Origin of the sequence: Desulfobacula sp. (assembly GCF_030145145.1) — a bacterium.
Classification (GTDB): Bacteria; Desulfobacterota; Desulfobacteria; order Desulfobacterales; family Desulfobacteraceae; genus Desulfobacula.
This window is the reverse complement of sequence record NZ_JAQYWD010000002.1, coordinates 39,694-63,329: the sequence shown is the minus strand read 5'-3', so window position 1 is coordinate 63,329 and position 23,636 is coordinate 39,694. Positions and strand designations below refer to the sequence as shown.

18 protein-coding genes are annotated in these 23,636 nt (G+C 48.5%); 4 read left to right on the top strand and 14 right to left on the bottom strand.

Annotated features, from left to right (window positions below; translation table 11 throughout):
• Positions 1-52 precede the first annotated feature (52 nt).
• The 3 genes from Q1Q15_RS01320 (at position 53) to Q1Q15_RS01310 (ending at position 2,553) form a co-directional block, all read left to right on the top strand.
• Positions 53-892, top strand: a complete 840-nt coding sequence (locus Q1Q15_RS01320; protein ID WP_300455541.1) for a hypothetical protein — start codon at positions 53-55, stop codon at positions 890-892.
• A gap of 171 nt (positions 893-1,063) precedes the next feature.
• The gene (locus Q1Q15_RS01315) at positions 1,064-1,825 is read left to right on the top strand and encodes a hypothetical protein (protein ID WP_300455538.1); all 762 of its coding nucleotides are present in this window, start codon (positions 1,064-1,066) and stop codon (positions 1,823-1,825) included.
• 167 nt (positions 1,826-1,992) lie between these two features.
• Positions 1,993-2,553, top strand: coding sequence for a lipid-binding SYLF domain-containing protein (locus tag Q1Q15_RS01310; RefSeq protein ID WP_300455535.1), 561 nt, complete (start codon positions 1,993-1,995; stop codon positions 2,551-2,553).
• A gap of 227 nt (positions 2,554-2,780) precedes the next feature.
• Here the strand turns inward: Q1Q15_RS01310 and Q1Q15_RS01305 are convergent, their stop codons facing one another.
• Positions 2,781-4,529 (bottom strand): DEAD/DEAH box helicase, encoded by a 1,749-nt coding sequence (locus tag Q1Q15_RS01305; RefSeq protein ID WP_300455532.1) that lies wholly within the window; start codon positions 4,527-4,529, stop codon positions 2,781-2,783.
• A gap of 398 nt (positions 4,530-4,927) precedes the next feature.
• Positions 4,928-5,578 (bottom strand): lysophospholipid acyltransferase family protein, encoded by a 651-nt coding sequence (locus tag Q1Q15_RS01300; protein ID WP_300455530.1) that lies wholly within the window; start codon positions 5,576-5,578, stop codon positions 4,928-4,930.
• Positions 5,579-5,815: 237 nt separating this feature from the next.
• On the opposite strand from Q1Q15_RS01300, the gene Q1Q15_RS01295 reads away from it, so the two are divergent.
• Entirely contained in the window at positions 5,816-6,298 is a 483-nt protein-coding gene (locus Q1Q15_RS01295) for an adenosine-specific kinase (protein ID WP_300455526.1), read from the top strand.
• 233 nt (positions 6,299-6,531) lie between these two features.
• Here the strand turns inward: Q1Q15_RS01295 and Q1Q15_RS01290 are convergent, their stop codons facing one another.
• From Q1Q15_RS01290 to Q1Q15_RS01235, 12 genes are all read right to left on the bottom strand, one after another.
• Positions 6,532-6,885 (bottom strand): cytoplasmic protein, encoded by a 354-nt coding sequence (locus tag Q1Q15_RS01290; protein ID WP_300455524.1) that lies wholly within the window; start codon positions 6,883-6,885, stop codon positions 6,532-6,534.
• A gap of 28 nt (positions 6,886-6,913) precedes the next feature.
• Positions 6,914-7,393, bottom strand: coding sequence for a PaaI family thioesterase (locus Q1Q15_RS01285; RefSeq protein WP_300455522.1), 480 nt, complete (start codon positions 7,391-7,393; stop codon positions 6,914-6,916).
• 101 nt (positions 7,394-7,494) lie between these two features.
• Positions 7,495-8,148: a lysoplasmalogenase gene (locus Q1Q15_RS01280; RefSeq protein WP_300455519.1), complete on the bottom strand. Its 654-nt coding sequence runs from the start codon at positions 8,146-8,148 to the stop codon at positions 7,495-7,497.
• A gap of 106 nt (positions 8,149-8,254) precedes the next feature.
• Positions 8,255-10,846: an amino acid permease gene (locus Q1Q15_RS01275; protein ID WP_300455516.1), complete on the bottom strand. Its 2,592-nt coding sequence runs from the start codon at positions 10,844-10,846 to the stop codon at positions 8,255-8,257.
• Positions 10,843-11,532, bottom strand: a complete 690-nt coding sequence (locus Q1Q15_RS01270) for a ferritin family protein (protein WP_300455513.1) — start codon at positions 11,530-11,532, stop codon at positions 10,843-10,845. Before Q1Q15_RS01270 ends, Q1Q15_RS01275 begins: the two co-directional genes overlap by 4 nt.
• Positions 11,533-11,537: 5 nt before the next feature.
• Positions 11,538-14,582: a hypothetical protein gene (locus tag Q1Q15_RS01265; protein ID WP_300455510.1), complete on the bottom strand. Its 3,045-nt coding sequence runs from the start codon at positions 14,580-14,582 to the stop codon at positions 11,538-11,540.
• Positions 14,583-14,698: 116 nt separating this feature from the next.
• Positions 14,699-16,279 carry a GAF domain-containing sensor histidine kinase gene (locus tag Q1Q15_RS01260; RefSeq protein ID WP_300455507.1) on the bottom strand — a complete coding sequence of 527 codons (1,581 nt, stop codon included), beginning with the start codon at positions 16,277-16,279 and terminating at the stop codon, positions 14,699-14,701.
• A gap of 1 nt (position 16,280) precedes the next feature.
• Entirely contained in the window at positions 16,281-19,034 is a 2,754-nt protein-coding gene (locus Q1Q15_RS01255) for an MMPL family transporter (protein WP_300455504.1), read from the bottom strand.
• Between the two features lie 2 nt (positions 19,035-19,036).
• Positions 19,037-19,981: an outer membrane lipoprotein-sorting protein gene (locus Q1Q15_RS01250; RefSeq protein ID WP_300455501.1), complete on the bottom strand. Its 945-nt coding sequence runs from the start codon at positions 19,979-19,981 to the stop codon at positions 19,037-19,039.
• Positions 19,978-20,625 carry a PqiC family protein gene (locus Q1Q15_RS01245; protein WP_300455498.1) on the bottom strand — a complete coding sequence of 216 codons (648 nt, stop codon included), beginning with the start codon at positions 20,623-20,625 and terminating at the stop codon, positions 19,978-19,980. Before Q1Q15_RS01245 ends, Q1Q15_RS01250 begins: the two co-directional genes overlap by 4 nt.
• Entirely contained in the window at positions 20,625-22,322 is a 1,698-nt protein-coding gene (locus Q1Q15_RS01240) for an MlaD family protein (protein WP_300455495.1), read from the bottom strand. Before Q1Q15_RS01240 ends, Q1Q15_RS01245 begins: the two co-directional genes overlap by 1 nt.
• Positions 22,319-23,605, bottom strand: a complete 1,287-nt coding sequence (locus Q1Q15_RS01235; protein ID WP_300455492.1) for a paraquat-inducible protein A — start codon at positions 23,603-23,605, stop codon at positions 22,319-22,321. The genes Q1Q15_RS01240 and Q1Q15_RS01235 overlap by 4 nt, the downstream gene beginning before the upstream one ends.
• Positions 23,606-23,636 lie beyond the last annotated feature (31 nt).

Sequence of the window (23,636 nt, the reverse complement as noted above, 5' to 3'; positions counted from 1 at the left end):
AGCATTTTAAAATTTCTTTGCTCCCTGCCCTAATTAAAAAAGGAAACATCACATGAAATCAAACAAATATTTTCCGCTTTTACTGGGAATGATAATGGTGGCATGTCTGATCATCTTTTCTTTTCAGGCCCATGCTGAAGAGAACTCTCAAGATGCAATGAAATCAGACAAGACAGGGACCAATCCCATTAACTTTACCTATGATTTAAGGATTTACAATGAATATCAGTGGTTAAACACGGATGGTGACGGGTATCAAAACATCACCACAATGGAGTTTAGAGCACCTATTTTGGATGGGAAATGGCAGTTTAGAGCCAGAATTCGGGGCGTAGCACTTGAAGCGGATATTAATAACGATGGTGTGGATGATCTGGATGATTCTGGTTTTGGAGATTCAGATATCCGATTTTTAACAGTGCCATATTTGAATATGGCCAATAAGATGGCCATAGCATTTGGTATGGAATTCTTTTTTGATACTGCATCCGAGGATGCCCTGGGCCTTGGTGCAACTTCACTGGGCCCACAGGTATTTGCTGTTTTCTTCAAGCCTTTTGGCGGCATGTTTGACCTGGTCGCACCAGCATACCAACATAAGTTCAGTGTAGATGAGGATGATGGCCGAAGTAATATTCACCAGGGTTTGATGGACATTTTCATTCTAAAAACATCAAAGGATAAACAGAGGTGGGCGCTGATTGATCCCCAGGCAGTCATTGACTATGAGAACGACACTGAGTTCATACTGATCGATGTCGAAGTCGGAACCATGCTTGACAATTACTTTGGCACAAAAGGACACAGCGTCTATCTGCGTCCATCCATTGGCATTGGCTCAGACCGGCCGACAGATGGATCTATGGAGGCAGGCTACAAGATCATCTGGTAAACATACGGGCTGGGTAACTGGCCCAAAGATATTCAACAGCACGAAATCGCTGGGCTTCATCCCGGTAAATGTTTACAGCGATGTCGGCTACCGATTCAGCCGGTTCGACCTGATCGCGGGGTATAGAATTTCACAACAAAAGGGATAATAAATTTTAAAGGAGAGAGAAAAATGAAGGTAAAACATCTATGGTTTATCACGATTATCGTTATTTGTGCCATCAGCACATCAGCTTATGCTGGATGGAATTTTGGATTGGGCACGGGGCCGACCTTGATGGCCATTGAAGGAGATATAGGATTGGATTCGACGCTTGCAGGTGGTCCGGTTGATCTAAATCTTGATGAGGATGCCAGTGACATGTCTGATCTGATCGACTCTGCCTTCGGATTTAGCAGTTATGCCACCGATGGCAAATGGATGTTTCAACTTTCCTTCGCTCAACTCAATCTTGAAGGGGATGCCTTTACAAATAATCCAAATATCTGGGGGCATGTCGATTTTGACGTCACGGTATTTGAGTTAACAGCGGAATATCCCATCTATAAAAATAACGGATTAAATCTCAATTTGCTGGGCGGGGTGCGTTACACCAAACATGAGTTGAAAAGAACGCTTCATGTTGGTGCCTTCGAGCAAGGCAGAGAACTTGATAATAATTGGACAGACGGCGTTATCGGTCTTTCTCTTGATGTACCGATTTATACCAACTGGTCCTGGAATACCAGTCTTAATGCAGGATATGGCGGATCGGAAGGATGTTACACCGTTAAAACCGGAGTGACCTGGCGATTTTATAAAGGCTGGTCAAGCACCCTTTTTTATAAATATGCGGCAAATGAATTTGAAGAAGAAAGTCGCGGCAACGCTGACTGGTATCTTTATGACATTGATGAGCAATATTTTGGACTGGCCATTCTTTACAATTGGTAATCATTCTGGCCTTTATTTTATATAAACCCACATGTCCTGACGGACACAACAAAACATGAAAGTTATGAGAGGTGAGGTATGAGTATTGTGGGAGGTATAACTTCTCACAACTCAAAACTCATAACGCACTACTTTCATACAAAGAAACAAGAATAGGAGATATTAAAATGAAAAAATCAAAATCAACTTGCTTTCTGGCCGCAATCCTTACCATTGCAGCACTTTTTTTTACCACGGGGGTTGCATTTGCAGAAACAGCTGCTGTGATTGACAGCGAAGTCGATGTAGCCATTGCAAAGCTTTATGAAGGATCTCCAGCGGCAAAGGAGCTTTCCAGGGTGGCAAAAGGGATGCTGGTTTTCCCAAATGTGATCAAAGCCGGTCTGCTTGTTGGGGCTCAATATGGTCAGGGAGCCCTTCGGGCAGGCAACAAAACAATGGGGTATTATAATACGGTTGCAGCATCATACGGGCTTCAGGCCGGCGCACAATCCTTTGGATATGCCATGTTTTTCATGACGGACGATGCCCTTGCGTATCTTAAAAACAGCTCTGGGTGGGAGATCGGTGTCGGTCCGAGCATTGTTGTTGTGGATGAGGGCCTGGCCCGGTCACTGACTACCACCACGGCCAAAGATGACATTTATGTTTTCTTTTTTGACCAGAAGGGGTTGATGGCAGGTCTTGGGGTACAAGGATCAAAAATCACCCAAATCCATCCGGAATAATAACTGTTGAAAACCATTTGTGGGGTATTTCTCATTGCGTTTTTATGCCTGGGGCTGACACTACCCGGCTTTGCCCAGGAGCTGGAACCCCTTCTATGGAGCCACTTTCCCAGGACAGAGGACCGGACTGTTTGAATTGGATCCGTCTCAAAAAGACGCGATCCAATTTATTTTATATGGCCCGATTCATACCCCATGGATTTGGAGATAACGGGTGTTGATTCTTTTCAGGCACACTTTGAAATTGCCATCTGCTGGGACCGCACCCAGGTTTTTTTCAGCAGCTTGAAGATTTCGTTGGGCATGCCAAAGGGGAGATCCACAAAGGAAAATTCCTGATTAATGTCAATGTTGCCGATGTGTTTGCTGTCAAGGCCGGCTTCATTTGAAATGGCCCCCACAATATTGCCTGCCTGGACCCCGTGGTTCCGGCCCACCTCAATGCGATACCGTTCCATGCCGGTTTCCAGGGGAGGAGCACCCACCTTTTTGGGCGAGGAAGGGGTTTTCATCGGTTTGGGTGGTTTTCTTTTGGCAATATTGCCAGTCCCACTGGTTTTTTCAGACAGATGCGTTTTATCTGGCATGGGCTTTCTATTCAGTTGCTTTTCTTTTATGGGTTTGGCATTTGCGATTTTTTTATTCTTATCCGCCGGCAAAAAGAAGGGGGTATTCCCGTGGGATAATTTTGCAAGGGCAGCCGCCACCTGGGTCACCGGGATGTCGTGTTCCCGGGCATATCCCTCAATTAATTCTTCGAAAGCACTCAGGTCTTCTGAATCCAGGGTCTGGGTGATGGCCTGTTTAAAGTCGGCCACTCGCTTTTTATTGATGGCCGTGTTGGAGGGCAGGAAGATTTCCTGGAGTTTCTGTCGTGTGGCCTTTTCAATAACCCTCAGCATCCATCGCTCATTCCGGGCCACGAACAGGATGGCCTCGCCGGTGCGACCGGCCCTGCCGGTTCTGCCGATTCTGTGGACATAGGGATCTACCTTGGGGGGCATGTCATAATTGATCACATGGGAGATTCGGTCTACATCCAGGCCCCGCGCCGCCACATCCGTGGCCACCAGGATATCGATATGGCTGTTTTTCAGCCGGTTGACCGTCCGTTCTCTGGCATTTTGGGCAAGGTCCCCGTTCAGGGCCTCTGCTTTGAATCCTTTGTCCTCAAGGACTTTCGCCACTTCAAGGGTTTCGGTTTTGGTCTTAACAAACACGATCACCCCGTCAAAAACGGTCGCTTCCAGAAACCGGGTCAGGGCCTGGGCTTTTTTAGTGCCGTTGACCATCCAGTATTGCTGTTTGATGGTGCGAAGCTCTGTGGCATCGGATTGGACAAGGATTTCTTCGGGGGTTGTCAGGTATTTTTTAGCAATCTTTCGGATGGGCATGGGCATGGTGGCTGAAAAAAGGGCCGTTTGTGACGTATCCGGCGTTCTGTCCAGAATCCATTCCACATCATCAATAAAACCCATGTGAAGCATTTCATCAGCTTCATCCAGGATCACACAAAAAAGATTTTCAAACGACACGGTCTTTTTTCGCATATGATCCATGAGTCGACCGGGAGTCCCCACTACGACATGGACGCCCCGCCTGAGCTGGTTCAGCTGGATGCCATAACTCTGGCCTCCATAGACGGACAATACATTCAGCCCTTTCATCCTGGCGCCATAGGTCTTAAAGGAATCCGCCACCTGGATGGCCAGTTCCCGGGTGGGCGTCAGCACCAATACCTGGGGCCGTTTATTGGCAAGGTCAATCCGGGACAGCAGGGGGAGTGCAAAGGCAGCGGTCTTGCCGGTGCCGGTCCGGGCCTGGCCCAGGACATCTTTGTTTTGGATCAGATGAGGAATGGTCAAGGCCTGGATCGGTGTGGGGGTGGTGTAGCCCACATCCTGTAATACTGCGAATACAGGTGGGGTCAGGTTCATTTCGTCAAACCCGGTCAGGGGTAGATTTTTCTGGGACATAAGGTTCCTTAAAAATAATAAAAGGCCGGAATTACCGACCATGGGAATCAAAAGATTTAAATATTACATGAAATCAATTGAATATGCAAGAAATAGTTTTTTTAATGTTATCCAGGCCATTGTCGGCCTTGGCTTGATTCTTTTTATATGAAAATGCGACAGCAGAGCCCCCGAAGGGCGATCGGATCGGCCCGTTCGGACCCAAAGGCGATCAGCCCATTTGCCCTGCCGGGCGTTAAGAAGCGCAGGCTGTTTGAGGACACACCTGCCCGCAGTTCCTGCGCTTTAGACCGGTAGGGCAAATGGGCCGCCGACGGTCCGGGGCCGATCCGATCGCCCTTCGGGGGCGGCATAATACCATTTTCGTTATTCGTTGTGTCGGCAGGCCGAGATGTGGGTTAACGGATAAGACCGGGCAGCATGGTTGTTTCCAGAAGCTGTCGCTGTTCTTCAAACCCGTTAAGGGTGTTGTCCGGGGAAAAATGCAGTGCATCTCCAAAGGTTAAAAAGACCTTTGAAAAGGGTTTGGGAAGCAAAAATCTGTCCCAGGAATTAAACATCCAGGCCTGTTCCGCCCGGATATAGAACGGCACCACCAGGGCATCTGTCGCCTGGGCCATTTTAATGACCCCGGCTTTGACCTTTCCCATGGGGCCTCTGGGGCCATCAAGGATATGGACACCCAGGCGGTAGGTTGTCAAATGCTCGATCATGGCATTCATTGCGTTTTTCCCTCCCCTTGAGGAGGAGCCCCGGGGGGTATGCCACCCGGTTCTTCTGGCTACACCGGAAATCAGATCACCATCACGGCTTTGACTGATCATGATGCCGGGATTGAATGTTGAGTAGGTTTTGAAGTGCCGGATCACAGAGAAAAACTGCTGGTGCCAGGCACAAAGAAGGATTGGCCTGCCCTGTTTAAACTGGTCCTGCCATTTTTCTTCATTGATCACCTGCAGGCGGAAGGTCAGGCTGTAAATCCGGACAAGATAATAGGCAAAAAAAATAAAGGGTCGGGTATAAATAAGGAACTTTAATCGTTTAAACATGACGACTCGCTTAAAAACATTGTAATTCCGAGCAATTTAGCAGGTTCTCCGGATAACGCAACTTGTTTTTCGATCTGAAGTATGATTATAGTAACTCAACTTTCGGTCATTCGCTTTAATAGATGGGGTCAGGCTCCATGCTTTTTATCATTATTTCATGACCCGACAGGTAAAAAGTGCCATAAAGAAAGCCTGATCTCATGTAACTATATCCTAATATAACGTTTGGAGGTCAATATGGAACTGAAAACCATATCCATTGAAAATCCCGATGCCTTGAATTTTATTCTGGGCCATTCTCATTTTATCAAAACCATTGAAGATATTTATGAGGCCATCATCTGTACCGTGCCCAATGCAAAATTTGGTGTGGCATTCTGTGAGGCATCCATAGAATGTCTGGTCCGATACAGTGGAACAGATGAAGACATGATCGAACTGGCAAAAAAGAATGCCTTTGAACTTGCTGCCGGCCATTCCTTTATCGTTTTTATGAAAGACATGTTCCCCATTAATATCCTCAACACCATTAAAATGGTGCCGGAGGTGACCAGTATCCACTGTGCAACAGCAAATCCGGTACAGGTTATCGTGGCCCAGACAGACCAGGGAAGGGGCATCCTCGGGGTGATTGACGGATTCTCGCCAAAGGGTATTGAGACCGAGGCCGATATTGAAAAAAGAAAAGGCTTTTTGCGAATGATCGGATATAAATTATAGAACTTAACTTTCGTATGCATGGGGTCAGGCTTGCCTTATTGACGCTTTTGCTGAATTTCGTTGCTATTACAGTCTGTTATCAAAAGCATGGAGCCTGATAAAAGATTCAGCCTCCAATAACACAAGCCTGACCCCATCGAACCATCAATTACGACAAGTGGGCGAAGTTAGGACCAAGCCCGATAAAAGCACCATAAAAAAAGCCTGACCCCATGTAAATTGATCCCCAGGCATCAGAACGTGATGATTTGATACCCCTTTTCCATAAAGCTTCCCATGGATGGATGACCGGACATGTCACCGAGGAATGGAATGCCTTCTTTTTCAATCTCTTTGTCGACTTTGAGTTTGATGGCGCATGCCTTGCATGCGGCATGCACTATACCAAGGCTTTTTGCCTTCTGGTAAAGGGTTGAAAGGGCATGTCCCGGTTTGGCCATTTCGGGAATCAATGTGACGGCTTCCCCTTCCAGGATGATCAATCCTTCCTGGCCCCGTTCAAAGAGGTCAATCCCGTTGAGAAGGACGTGGATAAAGCACATGGGATCACCCCGGAATGCAAAAATGGCTGTTTTCTGTTGGTTCATTTTGATGTTCCTTAATATTAGGCTTAAATCAGCGCTGGGTTGTTTTGGTCATCATGGTTTCCGGCATCCGGACCGCCACAACATTCCCTGTTGCACAGGTTTTATTGTCTGCCAGTACCCTGGTTTCAATCACGACTTTTTTTTCTTTGATTTCCATCACTTTGCTGCGGAGTTCAAGTTCCACCCCCAACGGGGTTGGCGCAAGATAGTCCACTTTCAAGGCGGCCGTAACAAACCGAAGGGGATCGGTATCCATGGTCCGTCCTTCTTTCCGATACGCTGCGGCCGACGCAGTCCCGGTGCTGTGGCAGTCGATCAAAGACGCGATCATCCCGCCATATACAAAGCCGGGAGTGGCCGTGTGGTGGTCGCCCGGAAGGAATCTTGCCACGGCCTCTTCTCCCTCCCAATAGCTTTTTATCTGTAATCCCTTTTCATTCAGTCTGCCGCAACCGTAACAATGACTGAATTCATCCGGATAATAATCCTGGAATGCTTTTTGTGTCATCTTTGCTATATTACTCCTTTGAAAAGTTGTTTCGCCATCTGCTCAATGAGCAGGAATTCTATTATCTTTGGATTTCCAGGTTTTTGCAATAAATAACTCAACTATCCCACAAGCCCCACGGAAAATGCCAGCAGAAACTGGGCCGCATAATAGATTGGCAGGCCCAGCAGGCGATTGACAAAGGCTTTTTCCACTAACCGATCCCGGGCCACAAACACATCAGAGAAATAAAACAGCAGGGCACCGGCAAATATAATTCCTCTACCCAGTTTTGGCACTGCCGGTTCAAACAGCACCTTTCCCGCACCCGCCAGCATGCAGGAAATGACCAGTAAATAGGCGATTACCGGGCCTTTCATGGTGCCCAGGTGGGGCCTTAACCATACAAACACCCCCAGGCCGGCAATGGTGATCACACTGCACAGAAATCCCCATCCCGGGGAGGGGGTTCTACCCAGGTTGAACAGGGCCAAAGCAAAGAATATATGTCCCATTAGAAAGGCAGCCAGGCCTGCCAGAAACAGATCTCTCCGGTAAAACACCAGCAGCACATCCCCCAGCAGGCTCATTAAGAGGCCGGATAAAATAAGCCGATAGTAAGCAGGATCCGGTCTTTGACAGATCATTGCGGCAAGTACAAAAAGAATGGACAAAGGGAGTTTGGTGATCAGCTTTCCCAGAGTGCTCTCTTTTTTTTCAGCCAGAATAAGGCCTGTCAGGAAAAAAACAGCCATACATAAAATTAAAACAATCATGTTATCTCCGGCACCTATCATTCATTAAGGTATAATACCTGCTTGAAACAAATTTTAAAAACAATTATCAAAGAGGTTCATTTTCCCGCTTCTTATGGAAAAAGGACTATACTTCTGGTGGTTTCTTCGATTCCGTCGTGTCGATAACCGCTTCAGCTGTTTTTTCAGCATCTTCTACTTTTGCTTTGGCTTTGGCGGCCCGGCGAAAGGCTTTTTGTGCATCTGCTTCTGCCGTGTCCACTCGTTGCTGTAATTCTTTATGCGTGTCTAACGGGATTGCCTTGGACACTCCCTTCTCAAGTCTGGCAAGCTTTTGATGGAGGGTTTCGACTGTTTCCCGGGCCGTGGCGACGTCTTGTTCAGCGCGTTCTGCTTTTTTCCTGGCAGCTTCCAGGGCATCTGAAGCTGCTGCGATCATAGCGGTTGCCCCTTCTTCGGGTTCGGAATCCAGGTCAATGTCCTCGGCAGCGAGGACCAGCGCGCAGACAGGTAATCGGGGGAAGGCAAGATCAAATGATTTTCCCGAAGGGCCCATTAATTGGTTGGCTTTGAGTGTGAACGGCAAAAAGACGATGCCGGCGGTTTTAGAATTTTCTGCAACAATTTTCGGTTCAAACGACGGAACGATAATGGCCTCGGCTTCAATACGCACATCTTCAAGAAGGGAGCTCAAGGTCTTTTTTTCATCCTCAAGATTGTCCCCGGTTCCCTGGGTCAGAACACGAATGGTGGCCTCTTGCCACGGGTCTTTCCGGGTCATTAAATAGGCAAAGAGCAGCATCAGCCGGCTGGTGGCATCGTTTTGCCACCAGACATCGATGTGGCGGTCTTCACTTGAAGGCTGCTGGACGCGGTTCCAGGTATCCGTGTCTGTATGCAGCACAACAATATTACACCCAAATCGAAATATCGTCCTTAAATGCTGAATATACTGGTACCGGTTACTGCTGGGAATGGTATCACCAGGGGTTCCGAACCAGTTGAGAACTGCGGTATTCGGCATGATGGGGCCAAAGCCCGTGCCCTGGATCAGGACACCCAATGCATCGGAAAAATCCGGGGCGCATACGGTGAGGGGGTAAATCGGCAATTCCCTGTCCATGATAAATGATGCCAGTTCTTTTTGCATCTCTTTGCCCTGTTTTCTGGCCATGGGTCCTTTCCCTTCAGCCACTTGCAGGGCAATGGCGAATCCTGAACCGCCTTCAATCCATGAAGAAAAGGTGAGCAACGCGTCACGCCGGTTCTTCCCATGATCGAAAATCAAGAGACGGGGTCGCCAATCCCTGTCGTGGGCCGGGTCCTTGTCTGCCGTCAGCAGATGGTTCCTCGCCTGCTGCAGGTGATAGGCCCGGGAGCTGTCCGCCCATCGGGCGGGTCCGGCCGTGCGTTTGAGGTATTGATGGATGGCAAATAACACGGCAATGGCGGCGGCCCCGCTCCGGGGATCAATGGCCAGCATGACAGCGGCGCAAATCAGGCATCCGGCCAGGCTCAAGTGGGGGGAAAACCATTTAAACCGGGGTCGAAACGACGGGCTGGCAGTTCGGGCTTCGAAAAAAGTCGCATAATTGAGTAATCCATAGGAGATCAGAAAAAACATGGATACCACCCGGGCCACCAGATTCAGTTGACCCAGGGCAATGACGGCAACGGCAATGGCCGCAGAAAGCAAAACACCGCGCCTTGGATTGTTGGAAGGACCATATCCTTTGGCAAACGGATTCAGCAAAGAGAATACCCGGTCAGCGGAAAGAGACTGGAGAATTCGCGGGGCGCCCATAAAAGAGGCCATGGCCGACGACAGGGTGGCGGCCACGACACCGGCATCAATGAGAAACCCAAATCTGGCAACAGACTTCATGGCGCCATAATTGGCGGCAAGTTCCGCATTGGGCAGGGCAGCGGAAAAGATCAGGGCGGAGGCAAAATAGACGATGATGGAAACCCCTACGGCAAGAAAGGTCCCCCGGGGAAGACTTTTGCCCGGATCTGCCAGATCCCCGGACATGCTGACCCCCTGGGTGAATCCGGTAACGGCTGGAAAGAAAATAGCAAACAGAATCCAGAAAGGAACCGAGTTTTCGTCATTGATCCAGTTCGCTGACAGCAATGCGGAGTCCCAGTGAATGAAACCACCCCAGCAGAACGATGCCAGGGCGGCCACCAGCAGGGCCATGACAATAAATTGAAATTTGGTGGCCCAGTCTGAGCCCAGCCAGGCAAACACAAACAGGAAGGAAACCGCACCCAATGCAATCAAGCGGGTGGTCAGTGCCGTGGACTCCGGAGAAAAAGCCGCCACTGCTTCGGCAAACCCAATGCAATAAAAAGCAATAGAAACAGATTGAGCCAGGAACAGCACAAGGCCGATGGATCCCCCGAATTCCATCCCCAGGGTCCGGGAAATCAGGTAATAGTCCCCCCCCCCTTTGACCTTGAGATTCGTGGCCACGGCAGACAGGCTGATGCTGGTCAGTATTGAAATGGTATTGGCCAGGGCAATGATGATCAGTGCCTGAGCCAGGCCGGCACTGCCCACCACATATCCCAGGCGCAGAAATAAAATAATGCCCAGAATCGTAAGCACACTGGGGGTAAAAACGCCGGCAAAAGTGCCCAGCTTCCCGCTGTTTACCGTGTCGCCACTTTCCTGTTCTGTGATGCCGGTCTCCGGAGGCTGAAATGGGGTGTTCATAGCATACGGGGCCTTTCAAGTTTCTGGTAATGATACAAGGGACGATTACAGATGTCACAAGGGTTTTTTGGCTCTTCATCCCTTGTTGCACCACAAATGTTGCACACATAATACTCGGGATTCATGCTTTCAATCTTTTTGGCCAGGGGATTGAAAAATATCCCGGAATATTTTTTGATATCCAGTATCATTTGCTTGTGCTGCTGATGGGATTTCCAGGAATACATGCAATTGATTACGGCTTGATCATGTGATTCAGAGGACAGGTCTTTCAAAATGTCCGGATAAAATTTGGTTATTTTTTCCAGTTCTTTTGTTGCGGCCATATTCAGATTTGCCTTGGTGTCACTGATGGAAACGGGACTGTTTTCGGCTTCTACGGCTGACCCTAATGACAGGATTAATGTGTGGAAGTTGTCAGCATGGATTTTTTCAGAAACAGATAAGGCAGAAAAAAGATAGGCAATATTCGGATAGGTCTGGGCAAGGGCTTTTTGGCAGTACCCGTTATAATGATGAGCGGCTGTCAGTTCTGAGCCGTAGGCGGTCTTAAGTATTGCCAGCGTCAATGGGAATTGAGACGCTGTCTTTCGTTTATCTGCAGTTACAAATCCATTAAGGGGTTTTACAAGAGACCCCAAAGACATCAAAGCAGAATAATATAAGAGTTGTCTTCTTGATATCATTATTTCTATCCCTCCTTTGAATAGGGAGTGTTCATCTGATGTATTTTTTCGATACCGGATAAATAGGCTTGATAGGTGGTCAGGTAAAAAGATAAGGGCCGGGAAAAATTTTTCCCGAGAATCCCGTTCACAAACAGCCTGCTGATATGCTGTTCCTGTTTTAGCATTTTCTGGGATTGCAGGAAAATGGTTTTTTCTTCCGGCGTCAGTCGAGATACCATGTCCAGCATGGTCATTCTTGCCCTTGGCAGGTACATCCAGAAATAGAACAGGTCAAGGGAATTGATAATGAGCATCACAGCCAGATCTTTTACTTCAGAGTTCCTGTTTCTAAAAAGGAGTTTGGGGTTTTCAAGAATCTTGAGTTCTTCGGTTTCAGGAAAAAGAAGTTCCAGCCGGGTGTAGATTTTAAACAGATCTGAAAGTTTCTTTCGGATATCTCTTTTTCGAAGATCCAGATTATGGAACCGGTCTACGGTGCCCTCAATGAGTCCTGCCACGGTATCGGAAGCAGCTTTTGAAATGATGGCCGCCCATTTTTGAAGCACCGCATCAATCCCTGGAATATTGAAAAAACTTAATATCCCGCCAATCAAGGTGTTGAAAAGAATGGCAACCGGAATGGAGAGGATACTCCGGAAAAAATTACCCGTTATCATCCCTTTGGGGAGACCTCGAAAGGCATTGTGAGAGGATAGATAAATCCCGTTGGCAAGGGCCATGACCGAATACAGGGTCAGGGGGCTGGTCGTCATATTGATGCCAAGGGTTTTATCCAGGAGAAGGGTTTTAATCACATAATCCAGGAGCGGCACAGAAAAGCCGGTATATAATAACGCGTCTGTCAATCGTTCCCAACTGATATAATCATTCCATTTGAGCAGGGAGGATCTCTTGATACCGCCGCCCCCGAGAACCGACTCTAAAATGACCCTGAAACCAGTGATGCCAAACCAGATAAAGGCACCAAAATAGGCCAGAAACCACCAGTCTTTGGTGAGGGAAAAACAGATAAATGCCGGGACAAACCCGATGAATATTTTGATGCAGTTTTTCAGTTTTGTATTGAGATTTTTCCATGAATTTGCCGTACGGTTTTTCTGGGCATCCGGCATTTCAAGTCCCAGATTATTTCTGCCTTCCTTCTGGGTTCCCCCCAGCGTAACAATATTGCCCTTTCTTTTCATGTTCAGGAAAAAGGACTCAAACACCCATTCCTTCTTTTTTACCGGCGTGAGCAGGTCAATGCCGGGCAACCATCTTAACGCTTTCATGAGGTATCTGAAGACCGGTTTTATATCATTTTCTGAAAAGGTGGTGATCCGCTGACTCACATTCATATTAACAGGAAGGATTAACCGGTCACTGATATTTTTCTTGATTTCTTTGATGGCCCCATAGGACAGGGTGTTGATAATACCAAACCCCATGCCATACGCCTGGTGTGATTTCCCGGTGGAATCACTCCCTATCCTTGATTTGAGCGGCTGGACCGTGTACATGTTTTTCAGGGCATCAATATCGTGGAGGATATTCACCAGTTTTTTCAACCGATCCGGTTTGTCTGCATATCCGGACTGTTCTACGGATAAAATGATGTGCCGGACCACCCGTTTTAATTTTAATAAACTTCCGACATTAACGGCTTCCTGAAGCGCGTTGACGGAAAAAATAAGGCGGGTTTCTCCGGAAATAAACTCTTTTAAATTGATAATTTCAAGCCGGGTGATCAACCCGTTTCCCTCATAAAGAATTTCAAGAACATCTTCGGGTTTCAGGTTGGTCAGTTTAAGCGTAATCCTGAAATCGCAATGCAGCTGCTCAATTTTTAAAAGCAGGTCTTTAAAATTCAATTTGAGTCTGTCAGGAACATCGGGATCATCATTGATCGCAAAAGGATGCGGTATCTCAGGATATTGTGAGGGGCTTAAATATTGATCAATCACATCCTTTGTACTAAACTGATCCATTTTTTCAACCAGAGTTGTTATTCTCTGCTGTTCCGTAGCATCAGCAACGCTGAATGTCTGATTCAGTTGTTCAATTCGATGTTTCATTGCCTTGACGGCTAAACCATGGATATATTCGCCAAGGTGCGGGACAGAAGGTAATCCAGGAGATGCAAACCGTAAAAATGCTTCAGGACAGAGCCGTTTCATTTCAATATCCAGGGTTTGGCATATATCATCCAGATACTGTCCATTGAAAATCGCCAGGAGGCGCAATACATATTTTTCCTGAAATTTGAGAACAGCCTTTCCCTGTTCCATAAAGGTTCCCACAGTGGGATCAGCAAGGAAACACAGGAACGCTTCAGCATCCGGCAGCCCCCGGGATACCCAGATCAAGGAGATGAACCGATCCCGGAATCTGGCCCAGAATTCAATGCCGATTCGAAGGTCAATTTCCATGATCCTGGCGGCTTCGATCAGTTCAGCTGCAAACCGGGGCTCAATACAATGATAATAGATCACCCTTAACCGCCGGATCCCCTTTATCCATGCATCCATGATAAGATGTGTGGGGGATTTCCGGCCCGAGGTATTGACATCGTGAACATGGTCGTCAAAGGTGATCTGATTCCATTCTTCGGGCATTTCCAGCAGATGATAGTGCTTCAGCAGTTTTCTGATCACCCTGGGTTTACCAAAGGCTGCCATACGGAAATTATGCGCCAGTTGAAGCTGAAGCGAATACTCTCCTTTTGCCCTGACCAGTTCTTTCATGATCTGGAGAAGAATCCTGGCCGTATTTTTAGGCATGGGCCCATCAGCCGTGTTGAGGATTTCATCTTTTAAGGCCTGGAGCGCCTGGAGGCGATTTTGTATTTCCCCCCGTTCCATTGATTCAAGCAGATTGACAATGGCATAGGCTGTCCGAAGGCCTTTGGATTCAGCCAGTTCTTTTATCCCCAGGGGATGGAAAAAGGGATAATACAGTTTTCGTGTATAGCCCAGGGTTTTTTTGGCATCGTAAACAGAATTGACAATCCGGATCAGGTCATGGTCCCGTTTGTCAAAAAACAAATATTTTAGCTTAAACCTGTTCAAGAGCGTCCTTTAACTCAAGTTTCGGAGTTGGTCATTTAGGCGAACGTCCGAAAGTTGAGTCCTTTAAACTAATGATTCCGGCAAAGGTTATCCTATACCACGCCAATGGGATCTATTCAACTGATGGCCGGGAAAATCAATGAAAAACTGGACCCGCCTGAATGATGACACGCTTCTTTGTTTTTACAGAAGGGGCATGCATGGATATCCCCCGGGCAGAGGTCCTTTTTATCCGGGATAAATCGGCACCGGCTAGAGGTCATATGGATTTTAAAATGATACCTTTCTGAAAATATTTTCATGCGCAGCAGGTCTGCCCCTCTGCCCCCGGCATTAAAATCAAAAGGGTTTTTGGACGAATAGTTTGCTGTGTCCTGGGTTGTGAAAAAGCCTTCAAAAATTCTTTTTTGATGGTCGGGTGTGATGCCGACACCATAATCCATCACCACCAGTTCCACCCCCTCTTCCTCATGGTTCCGGACGATGACGTCTATCTTCCCATGGTCAGGGGTGTTTTCAACGGCGTTCCGGATTAACCCGTCAACGATTTTTTGCAACGGGTCCTTTGGGATATACAGGGAAAGGGTCGAGTGAAGATGGGGATTGATTTCCACCTGACGGTGAATAAACAAGGGTGCCAGCGTCTCAAGTCTTTCTTTGACATAGTCATCCAGAAGGATTTTCTCCGGAACCATCTCCCGGGTGTCGAATATCTCTTTGATGCGGTTCCTGACAATTTCAATCACCGGGGTCTCCCCCATTTCATCTTCAATGATGGTGGACAGCAGGTCGGAACATTGATCCACGATAAAGGAAAAAAAATGATAGGTTTTGTCTTGTTTTCCCTGTATGATGTCATTGACTTCGTCCTGAATTTGCCGAACACGGCCTAAATTCCGTTGGGCTCTGTTCATGCTCTGTTTCCAGGTTTTTTCAGGCAGGGCTTCCAGTTTTTTTGCCAGGACACTCAATGTCCCACTGAAGATAGAGACGGGGGTTTTCAATTCATGGGACAGATGATTGATGGCCTTGTCTTTTGCCCGATCCAGACTTGTCAATTCTCTGTAGGCTGTTTTTAACTCTTCAGAGAAACGGGCGTTTTCAATGGAAAGAGAGACTGTTCCTGCGATCATTCCCAACAATTCAACATCGGATTGTTCAAAGCCTCCCCTGGTTTTATTAAAGGCTGCCAAAACCCCTATCATGCGATCACTGCTTTTTAACGGCACCAACACGTAGTTTCGGAAATGAAACCCGAATTTCTTGTCCCTTTCCGGGTATAGATCCACATCCCTGGAGCTGTCATTCACGATAATCGGTTCACCCGTCTTGATCACATTGCCCGAGGCCAGGTCTTTGATGGGAAACCGGATTCTTTTTACCCGCTTTTTTGTGGCCGTATCATCATAGGCGGCCCCTAGAAAAAAGAATGTTTTTTTTTCTTCATCCAATAATATGACAAGGGCACCCTGGGCATCTAACAGCCGTTTGATCTCACTGCTGATATAGTCCAGGAGATCCTCCAGGTCGGGATATTCCGGCAGGGCCATACTGATCCTGAGGATGGCCTCATTGTTCTTGGCGATTTTTCTTTCTGATTCCCTTAAGGAGACTTCTTTTTGATTGAGGACAAAGAGTTGTTGTTCCAATGCCTCAACCCGTTGCACCAATTCTTTATAGGTGAGTTTTTCAGCCATTTTATTTATCCAATAGGGGGGGGTGTTTGTCCATCACATCATACGCATCGGCCAGTCGTTCTCCCAGGATGCAGCTGATATTAAAGTTGAGCTTGGCCACGATGTAGGGGAAAAATTTCAGGTCTTTTTCAAGTTTCCGGTAATCGAATCTCAGCATCTCCACATGGGTCAATGCCCGGACATCGGCCGTTCGCTGGATTTCTTTGATGTAACCGATTTCTCCAAACACCTGGCCTGGGGTCAGGGTTGCAACGCTTTTTTTTATGCCCTCTGTCTGCCTGACGACATCAACCTTGCCGGACAGGATAAGATACATGCTCCGGCCGACAGTCCCCTGCTGGATCAGCACCTCCCCCGGTTCGAATTCGTTCAATTCAGATATCAGAATCGCCTTACGGATCTGGTAGTTGGTCATGCCCTGAAACAGCGGGCTCGTTTCAAGGATCGCCTTGTGCAGCTTCAACGTTAAGATCTGATAAATCCCCACCAGACGAACCCGTGACATGATGAGGGGGGTGATCAACAGGTTGGCAAAGAGAGAAAAAAGCATGGTGGCAGCTGATAAGGCACCAAACTGGGCTATGATAGTGAAATTGGAAAAAAGAAGGATACCGAATCCCAATGCCAGAGACAGGCTGGTGGTGACCATGGGGGTGGCCTCTTCTTGAACCGCGGTATACACTGCCCCTTCGTAATCCGAGGTCCGCCGGCACAATTCATTGTAGCGGAAGAACAGGTGGAGGGTCCCGTCAACCGCAATGCCAATGGCAATAACCGCTACCATGGCAGTTCCCGGATTCAGGGGGATTTTTAAAAGCCCCATTGTGCCGAACATGAGAATAATCGGGATCAGGTTGGGGATAAGGGAAATGATTCCGCCTTTGAAAGAGGTAAACATGATGGAAGTGATCAAGAAAATAACGCAGAGCAGAATGCCCAGGGATTTGACCTGGGCAATCATGAGATTTTCGGCGGCCGCGTTGATCATCAGGTTTTCACCGACAACGTATGCCGTCATTTGTTCCCCGGCAGCGGTTGCCACCACTTCCTTGAGTTCACGGATATATTGATTCAGAATGCTGGAATCGCTGACATTGTGACGAACGACAATGGTTGCCCGGCGAAAATCATGGCTCACGTATCTTTCCAGGTCCCGGCGGTGAAAAAACATCAGGTATTGGGCCACCAGGTTACGCCGGTCTGGAATTTTGAAGTAGGTGGGGTCACCCCTGTGAAATTCACGGTTGACAAGGGACAGATGATCGGCCAGGGAGATACTGCCATCGAAGATTTCCTGTTTTTTCAGAAAGGTCTGGATGGTGACCAGCCGTTCAAGGTTCCTGGGCTCTTGAAAGGCCTTTTCCTTGTCAGATGCCAGGGTGATAAAAAAGGTCTTCATGCCGGCGAGGTCCCTGTGGATTCGCTGGGTGTCCTGAACCAGGGGCTGGTCCTTCTGGAAATAGGACAAGGGGTCATTGGTGACGTACAGCTTGGCGCATTGGTAAACAAAAAAAGCGCAAAGGATTGCCGTTGCGAGTAAAATAGACCGGGGGAAGCAGCGTTTGCTAAACCCGAACAATCGAACGAACATCCCCGGCAGACCGACCACCTGATCCTTGTTCCGGAAAATCCGGGTGCGGGTGGGGCCTATAAGGGACAGGCTCATGGGGACAAACAGGAACGTTATCACACCGTTTGCCAGTATGGCAAACGTTGATGCCACGGCAAAGGTTTGAATAATCCGCATGCTGCTGAAGGTGTTGCTCGCAAATCCCAGAGCAGTGGTGAGGACGGTAAGCAGAATCGGTACACCAAGATGTTTCATCATAAACTGGGTGGCAAATCTGCGGTGGTTCTTATCCGCCTGGGAGACCCCCTGAAAATAAGCGGATATCATGTGGGTGTCCTCGGTTGATCCGATGACCACGATGAGGGAGGGTAACATGGCGCTTAGAATGTTAAGGGGAATGTTTGTCCATCCCATCATCCCGAACGTCCAAAGGATGCTCAGGCCTGACGTAAGCAGCGGCACCAGTGCGGCAAGTCCACTGCGAAGGAAGAAGAGAATCGCAACGACCAGGACCATTGCCGACAAGGGTGCCAGTAGCTTGAGATCATCCAGGAGAATGGCTTTGAGCTCCGCGTGTATCCGGGGTGGACCCACTTGAAAAACCGCCTGGAAAACGTTCCGGGCGGGAGTGATGGCCTGTTCCAGTGCCTGGTTTATCTGACGGTCGGATCGTTTATCGATGTCGTTTTGGTGCAGGGAAACCAGCAATGCTGTCACTGTCCCGTCCCGGGAGAGGATGTTACCAACAATGAGGGGATTATACAGTGCATCCGCCCGGGCCTGATCAATGGCGGCCTGATCTTTGGGGGTCTGGGTCAAAATGACCCGTGAATTGATTTTCCCCTCAGACCCCCGGATACTCCGTAACGTGAACAGGTCTTCCACCTGATTGACAAAATCGAGTCCCTCAAGGGCGTGATGCAGTTCGCCCAGGGCGGCCACTTTTTCTTCAGACCAGAGATTTTCATCCCTTACGTATACGATGGTGTGGTTGTCTGAACCGAATTCCAGGGCAATGCGGTCATAGATTGGTTTGTCCGGATGTGTATCCGGTATCAGGTTTTGAAAGCTGGTGTTCACCTGGAGACGGGGCAGACCTAACCCCGTAAGAACAGTGATGAGCACCAGAAATAGAAACGTGATAAAGCGGTGATTCGCACCCAGCATGAAAAATCGGAAAAACATGATCAATCCCCTATTGTGTCATCGGTTGTATTCCCTTGATATTCCCTGGAAAATCTCAATATTTCCCGGGAAAGATGATCTGTTGTGCCCTGGATGTGTTTGTTCGCCTGGAGCCAGGCCGTGGTGAATATTTCCGGAGGCACATAATCCTGGGAAAAAATTCGTCGGTCGATTTTTATCAAGGTTTTGTGCTGCTCCCTCTGGTTGTCCATGAGGATCATATTGGCGCGCCACATATTTCCGCTCACATTTTTTAGATCATGTCGGGTCAGGCGTTTGAAAAAATGCCCGTGGTAGTCGAAATAATCGGTGCGGATAATGAAAAAATTGTCTTGTCGAATAAAGTGGCGGTGCTTATAGCTGACCTTGTTGAGTTTGATGGTATCCTTCCGGGGAAAGGCGTCAACAACAAAATAGACAATTTTGGCCATGGTTTGATCCGGCATCCGGACATACTGAAAATCTGATAATAATTCCGTCAGATCTTCTAAGGCAAAATCAGTTCCCAACACATGGCTGCCTCGGCCATATCCTTCGTTGGCATTGAACTCTTCTCCAACAGCGGGCAGATAAATCCCGCAGGTTACAGGCCCCTTGTGTTGACGAATCACGCGCAACGCAACCCCCCGGATCTCGGCCGGGTAATCAAAGATCAACAGATATTTGAGGGTGTTGTCTCGTTCTATCCTTGAGAAGCGTCGAACCTTCCTGACATCCTGGTAATCCGCATTGTCTGTCAAAATAATGGTCTGTTCTTCGTAGGCGTAGGGAAACAGTTCGTGGCGGTTGAAAACCTCATCCATGATACCCCTGCCGGTCATTGCCTTATCCGTCCCGATGTCTGCCAGGCAGGGGGCTGAAGCCAGTGAAAAGAAACACAGCATCAGGGTCAACAGTCTGTTGAATACCGTTGTCCCTGTCCTGGATTTGTATTCTGCCCCTTTCATGGGGCCGGACCCTGGGCAGCAAGGTGTAAGATTTCAGTGCTGATGATGTGGCTTAATTCACCCAAAAGGGTGCTCATGACAGAAACCGTGTCCTCGAAATTCGTTACAGTATGGACCACAGGGCTTACAATATCTGTCATTTGGATCTTCAGGGTTTGGTTGTCTTTACCATCTAGCAAACGCCATTGAACGGAAAGCCGCACCTGGCCACCGGCATTTCTTTCAAATTGCATCACTTCCAGTTCAACACCCACATTGGGGGGGGTCGGGGGTCGAAAAGGGGCCATGGAGATATCAGAGGTGGCCAGAAGCAGGGAAAGGTTTTGGGCGAGAACCCGAATCATATTTTTTCGGAGATTTCCCCCCCACTGATGGTATTCCGCCAGTTCCAGGCGGTTCTCGCTGCTCCGGGTGACGATCTGGGGCTTTTCCAGGTACTGGGGTAGGCGAAGGGACGTAATTTCCACGGACAAGGGCTTTTTTTGTTCTGTTTTGCTGACAAGGCTTCCCCCATGGTCAATGGGGGTCAGGACATAGAACCGGGTGGGGATGGGGGTGGCCTTGATACAACCGGATAAGAGGCTCCCCGTAAGCATCAGGGCAAAAACCAGAACCCGTTGGCGGTTTAAAAATGGCTGTCGCATTATTTTCCTCCTGGAACAGTCTTGCCGAAAAGAATGGCGTTGGGATGGCGTTCGAACATATCCACCAGGGTACGTATGGAACGGGCCATCTCAGCCAGTTCCGACGTCAATTCAATAAACCTGAACTGAAGCGGAGATCCGGGTTTGAGCACTTCATCCACCAGGCCCAATGTGACCTGTGCTTTTTGAAGGGCTTCATGGCCGGCCCCAATGGCAGTTTCCAAATTCATCGTAAGCGGCTCCACGTGTTGATCCAATTTATGAAGGACATTTTTTAACAACTGCAATGATGCCTGGAAATCCTCCACCGCGTCGGCCAGTTCGGGTTTGTTGATCAGTTGATTTGCCCCTTGAAGGGTCTTTAAGAGCTCTGAACCAATTTTATCGATGTTTAACTTTTCCATCCTGGCAAGGATATTTTTCACGGATGTGGTCATTTGTTCCAGATTGGCCGGAATGGTGGGCAATTCCGGGTAGGGTGTGCCTGCATTTACCATCCGGACGGGTGTGTCTGGATGCATGCCCAGATCAACATACAATTGTCCGGTCAGTAAACTGCCGGTCTGCAACCTGGCGCGCAGACCCCGGTCCACCAGAAGGTTTAAGGTCTGAAACAACGTTGCGTTGTCCCCTTCATTTTGTGAGATGACCCGCCCGGGTTCTATCTCGATGAGAACAGGAATCCTGAAGGAGGCATCGTCCCCGTTGAATTCCAGGCGAACGTCCTTTACCATACCGATCTTGATCCCTTTGAACTCCACCGGTGCGCCGACGCTAAGCCCCCGGACAGAGCCCTCAAAGAAGAGAATAAACGTAATTTTTTTAATAAACGACTCTTCCTGGATGCTCTGGTAATCGTCATGGAGGGTGAACACCAACCCGTCCACGTTTTCTTTCACCTGTTCCAGCGTATCCGGGGTCTCAAACGCAATGCCGCCATAGAGAAGAGATTGGAGGGATTCCGTTCGCACACTGATGCCCTCTGATCCGATGGAGACATCCATTCCACTGATATTCCAGAAACGGGTGTTACTTTTGACAAGCCGGTTATAGGGCGCCTTGACAAAGGCATGGATGAAAATACTTTTTCGATCGTTCCCCAGTTCCCACCCGAGGATCTCACCGGCCAGAATTCCCTGATAGTAGATGGGAGACCCTGTGTCGATGGAATTGAGTTTCTCGGCAAGGATCATGATTTTTGTTCCATCCACATCTGCCTTGACCACGGGTGGCTTATCAAGCCCTTCAAAGTGTTTCTGAAATGCCCCTTGACCCGGTTCGATTTCAATATAACTCCCTGACAGCAGGGTGTTCAGGCCGGTTGCTCCCCGCAGGCTGAGGCGGGGCTTGACCACCCAGAAATGGGTCCCCCGCCGAAGGAATGGGGCTGACCCCTTTTCCATGTCGGCCTTGAGAATGATATGGGAAAAATCTTTGCTGAAATGCACCGATTCCACCATGCCAATTTCAATTTCCTTGTACTTGATTTTGGTCTTGCCGGCCTCGATTCCTTCGGCGGTTTTAAAGGTGATTTCGATTTGGGGGCCCTTTTCCGAAATTGTCTTGACGATGAGCCACCCCCCGATAAGAGCAGTGATCAAGGGGATCAACCACACCACAGAAGGCCAGGACCTGTTTTTAATAACCGGTACCGGTGCTGTCGCCGGTGTGACGGGTTCTGTATGCAACTCCTTCATTTCACCCCTTTCATATTATCCCAGATCAGTCTGGGGTCGAAGCTATGGGCTGCGAAAAGTGTCATGACCACCACAGCGCCGAAAAAGGCAACGCCTATACCGGGCTGGATGGTCGACAGGGTGCCGAAGTTCACCAATCCGGTCAAAATGGCAACAACATAAATGTCTACCATGGACCATGCACCCACGATTTCAGTGACACGAAAGAGAAGGGTTCGATCCCGGGAACGCCACAAGGATTTCTTTTTAACGGTAATCAACAGAAAGGACAACACGATCAGTTTCAGGACCGGGACCATGATGCTGGCAAAAAAAATGATAAAGGCCAGTATCCACATCCCCCCTTCAATCAGATGAATCACGCCGCTGAGAATGGTATTCGGATATTCCCGGCCCAACTGAATGACCGTCATCACCGGGTAGATGTTGGCCGGGATAAACAACAGGGACGCGGCAGCGATAAGGGCCCAGGTTCGGTTAAGGCTGTTGATTTTACGGCTGTGCAGCGGGGTCCCGCACCGGGGACAGTCGTTCTGCCCGTAACCGCTGAGGTGGGTTTCCGGAACGAGAAGCGCACAGGTATGACAGGCGATCAGGCCCTGTTCTGCTGCAGTGGCGCCGGATTTTTTTCCCCCAGGGGCAAACTGCATTGGCGGCCAGACCACACACGTATCCAGATTGGCCTGGGCCGCTGTCAAAACCACCATGAGCCCCAGGAATGAATACAGGGATATGCCTGGAATGATGGTGGCAAGATCGAGCAATTTGACAAACGCAATCAGAACCCCCAGCATAAAGACTGCGGTAAGGCTCCAGGGGGTTACGGCCTTGACCATGCGATAAACCCGGCCTGTTTTCCAGGGCCGGTATCCGAATGTCATGGGAAAAAGAAGATAGAGCATCCCTGCGATGGTCATGAAGGGAAAGAGTATGCTTGTCAGAAACACCAGAACAGCCACTTCGCCCATGCCCTGACGGTAAAGTGCAAAAACCCCTGAGATAAAAAGGGTTTCTTCAATGCGGCCACTCAGTTTCAGGGACATGAAGGGAAATACATTGGTCATGATGAGGAGCATGAGCGCGGCCAGGTTCAATGCCAGTGCCTTTTCAATGGTACGGGGAATATGGCGGTACAGAACTGCACCACATCGACTGCAAAGGGCTTTCCCACCACCGGGAACACGGATGACACGGTGCAGAAAATCGCAGTCATGGCAGGCAATACACCCGCCTTCCACAAGGTGAGATGGACTGGAATATTTTTTATTGTCTTTTATTGTCATTTCAACAATTATTATTTTTTATCTTGTATGG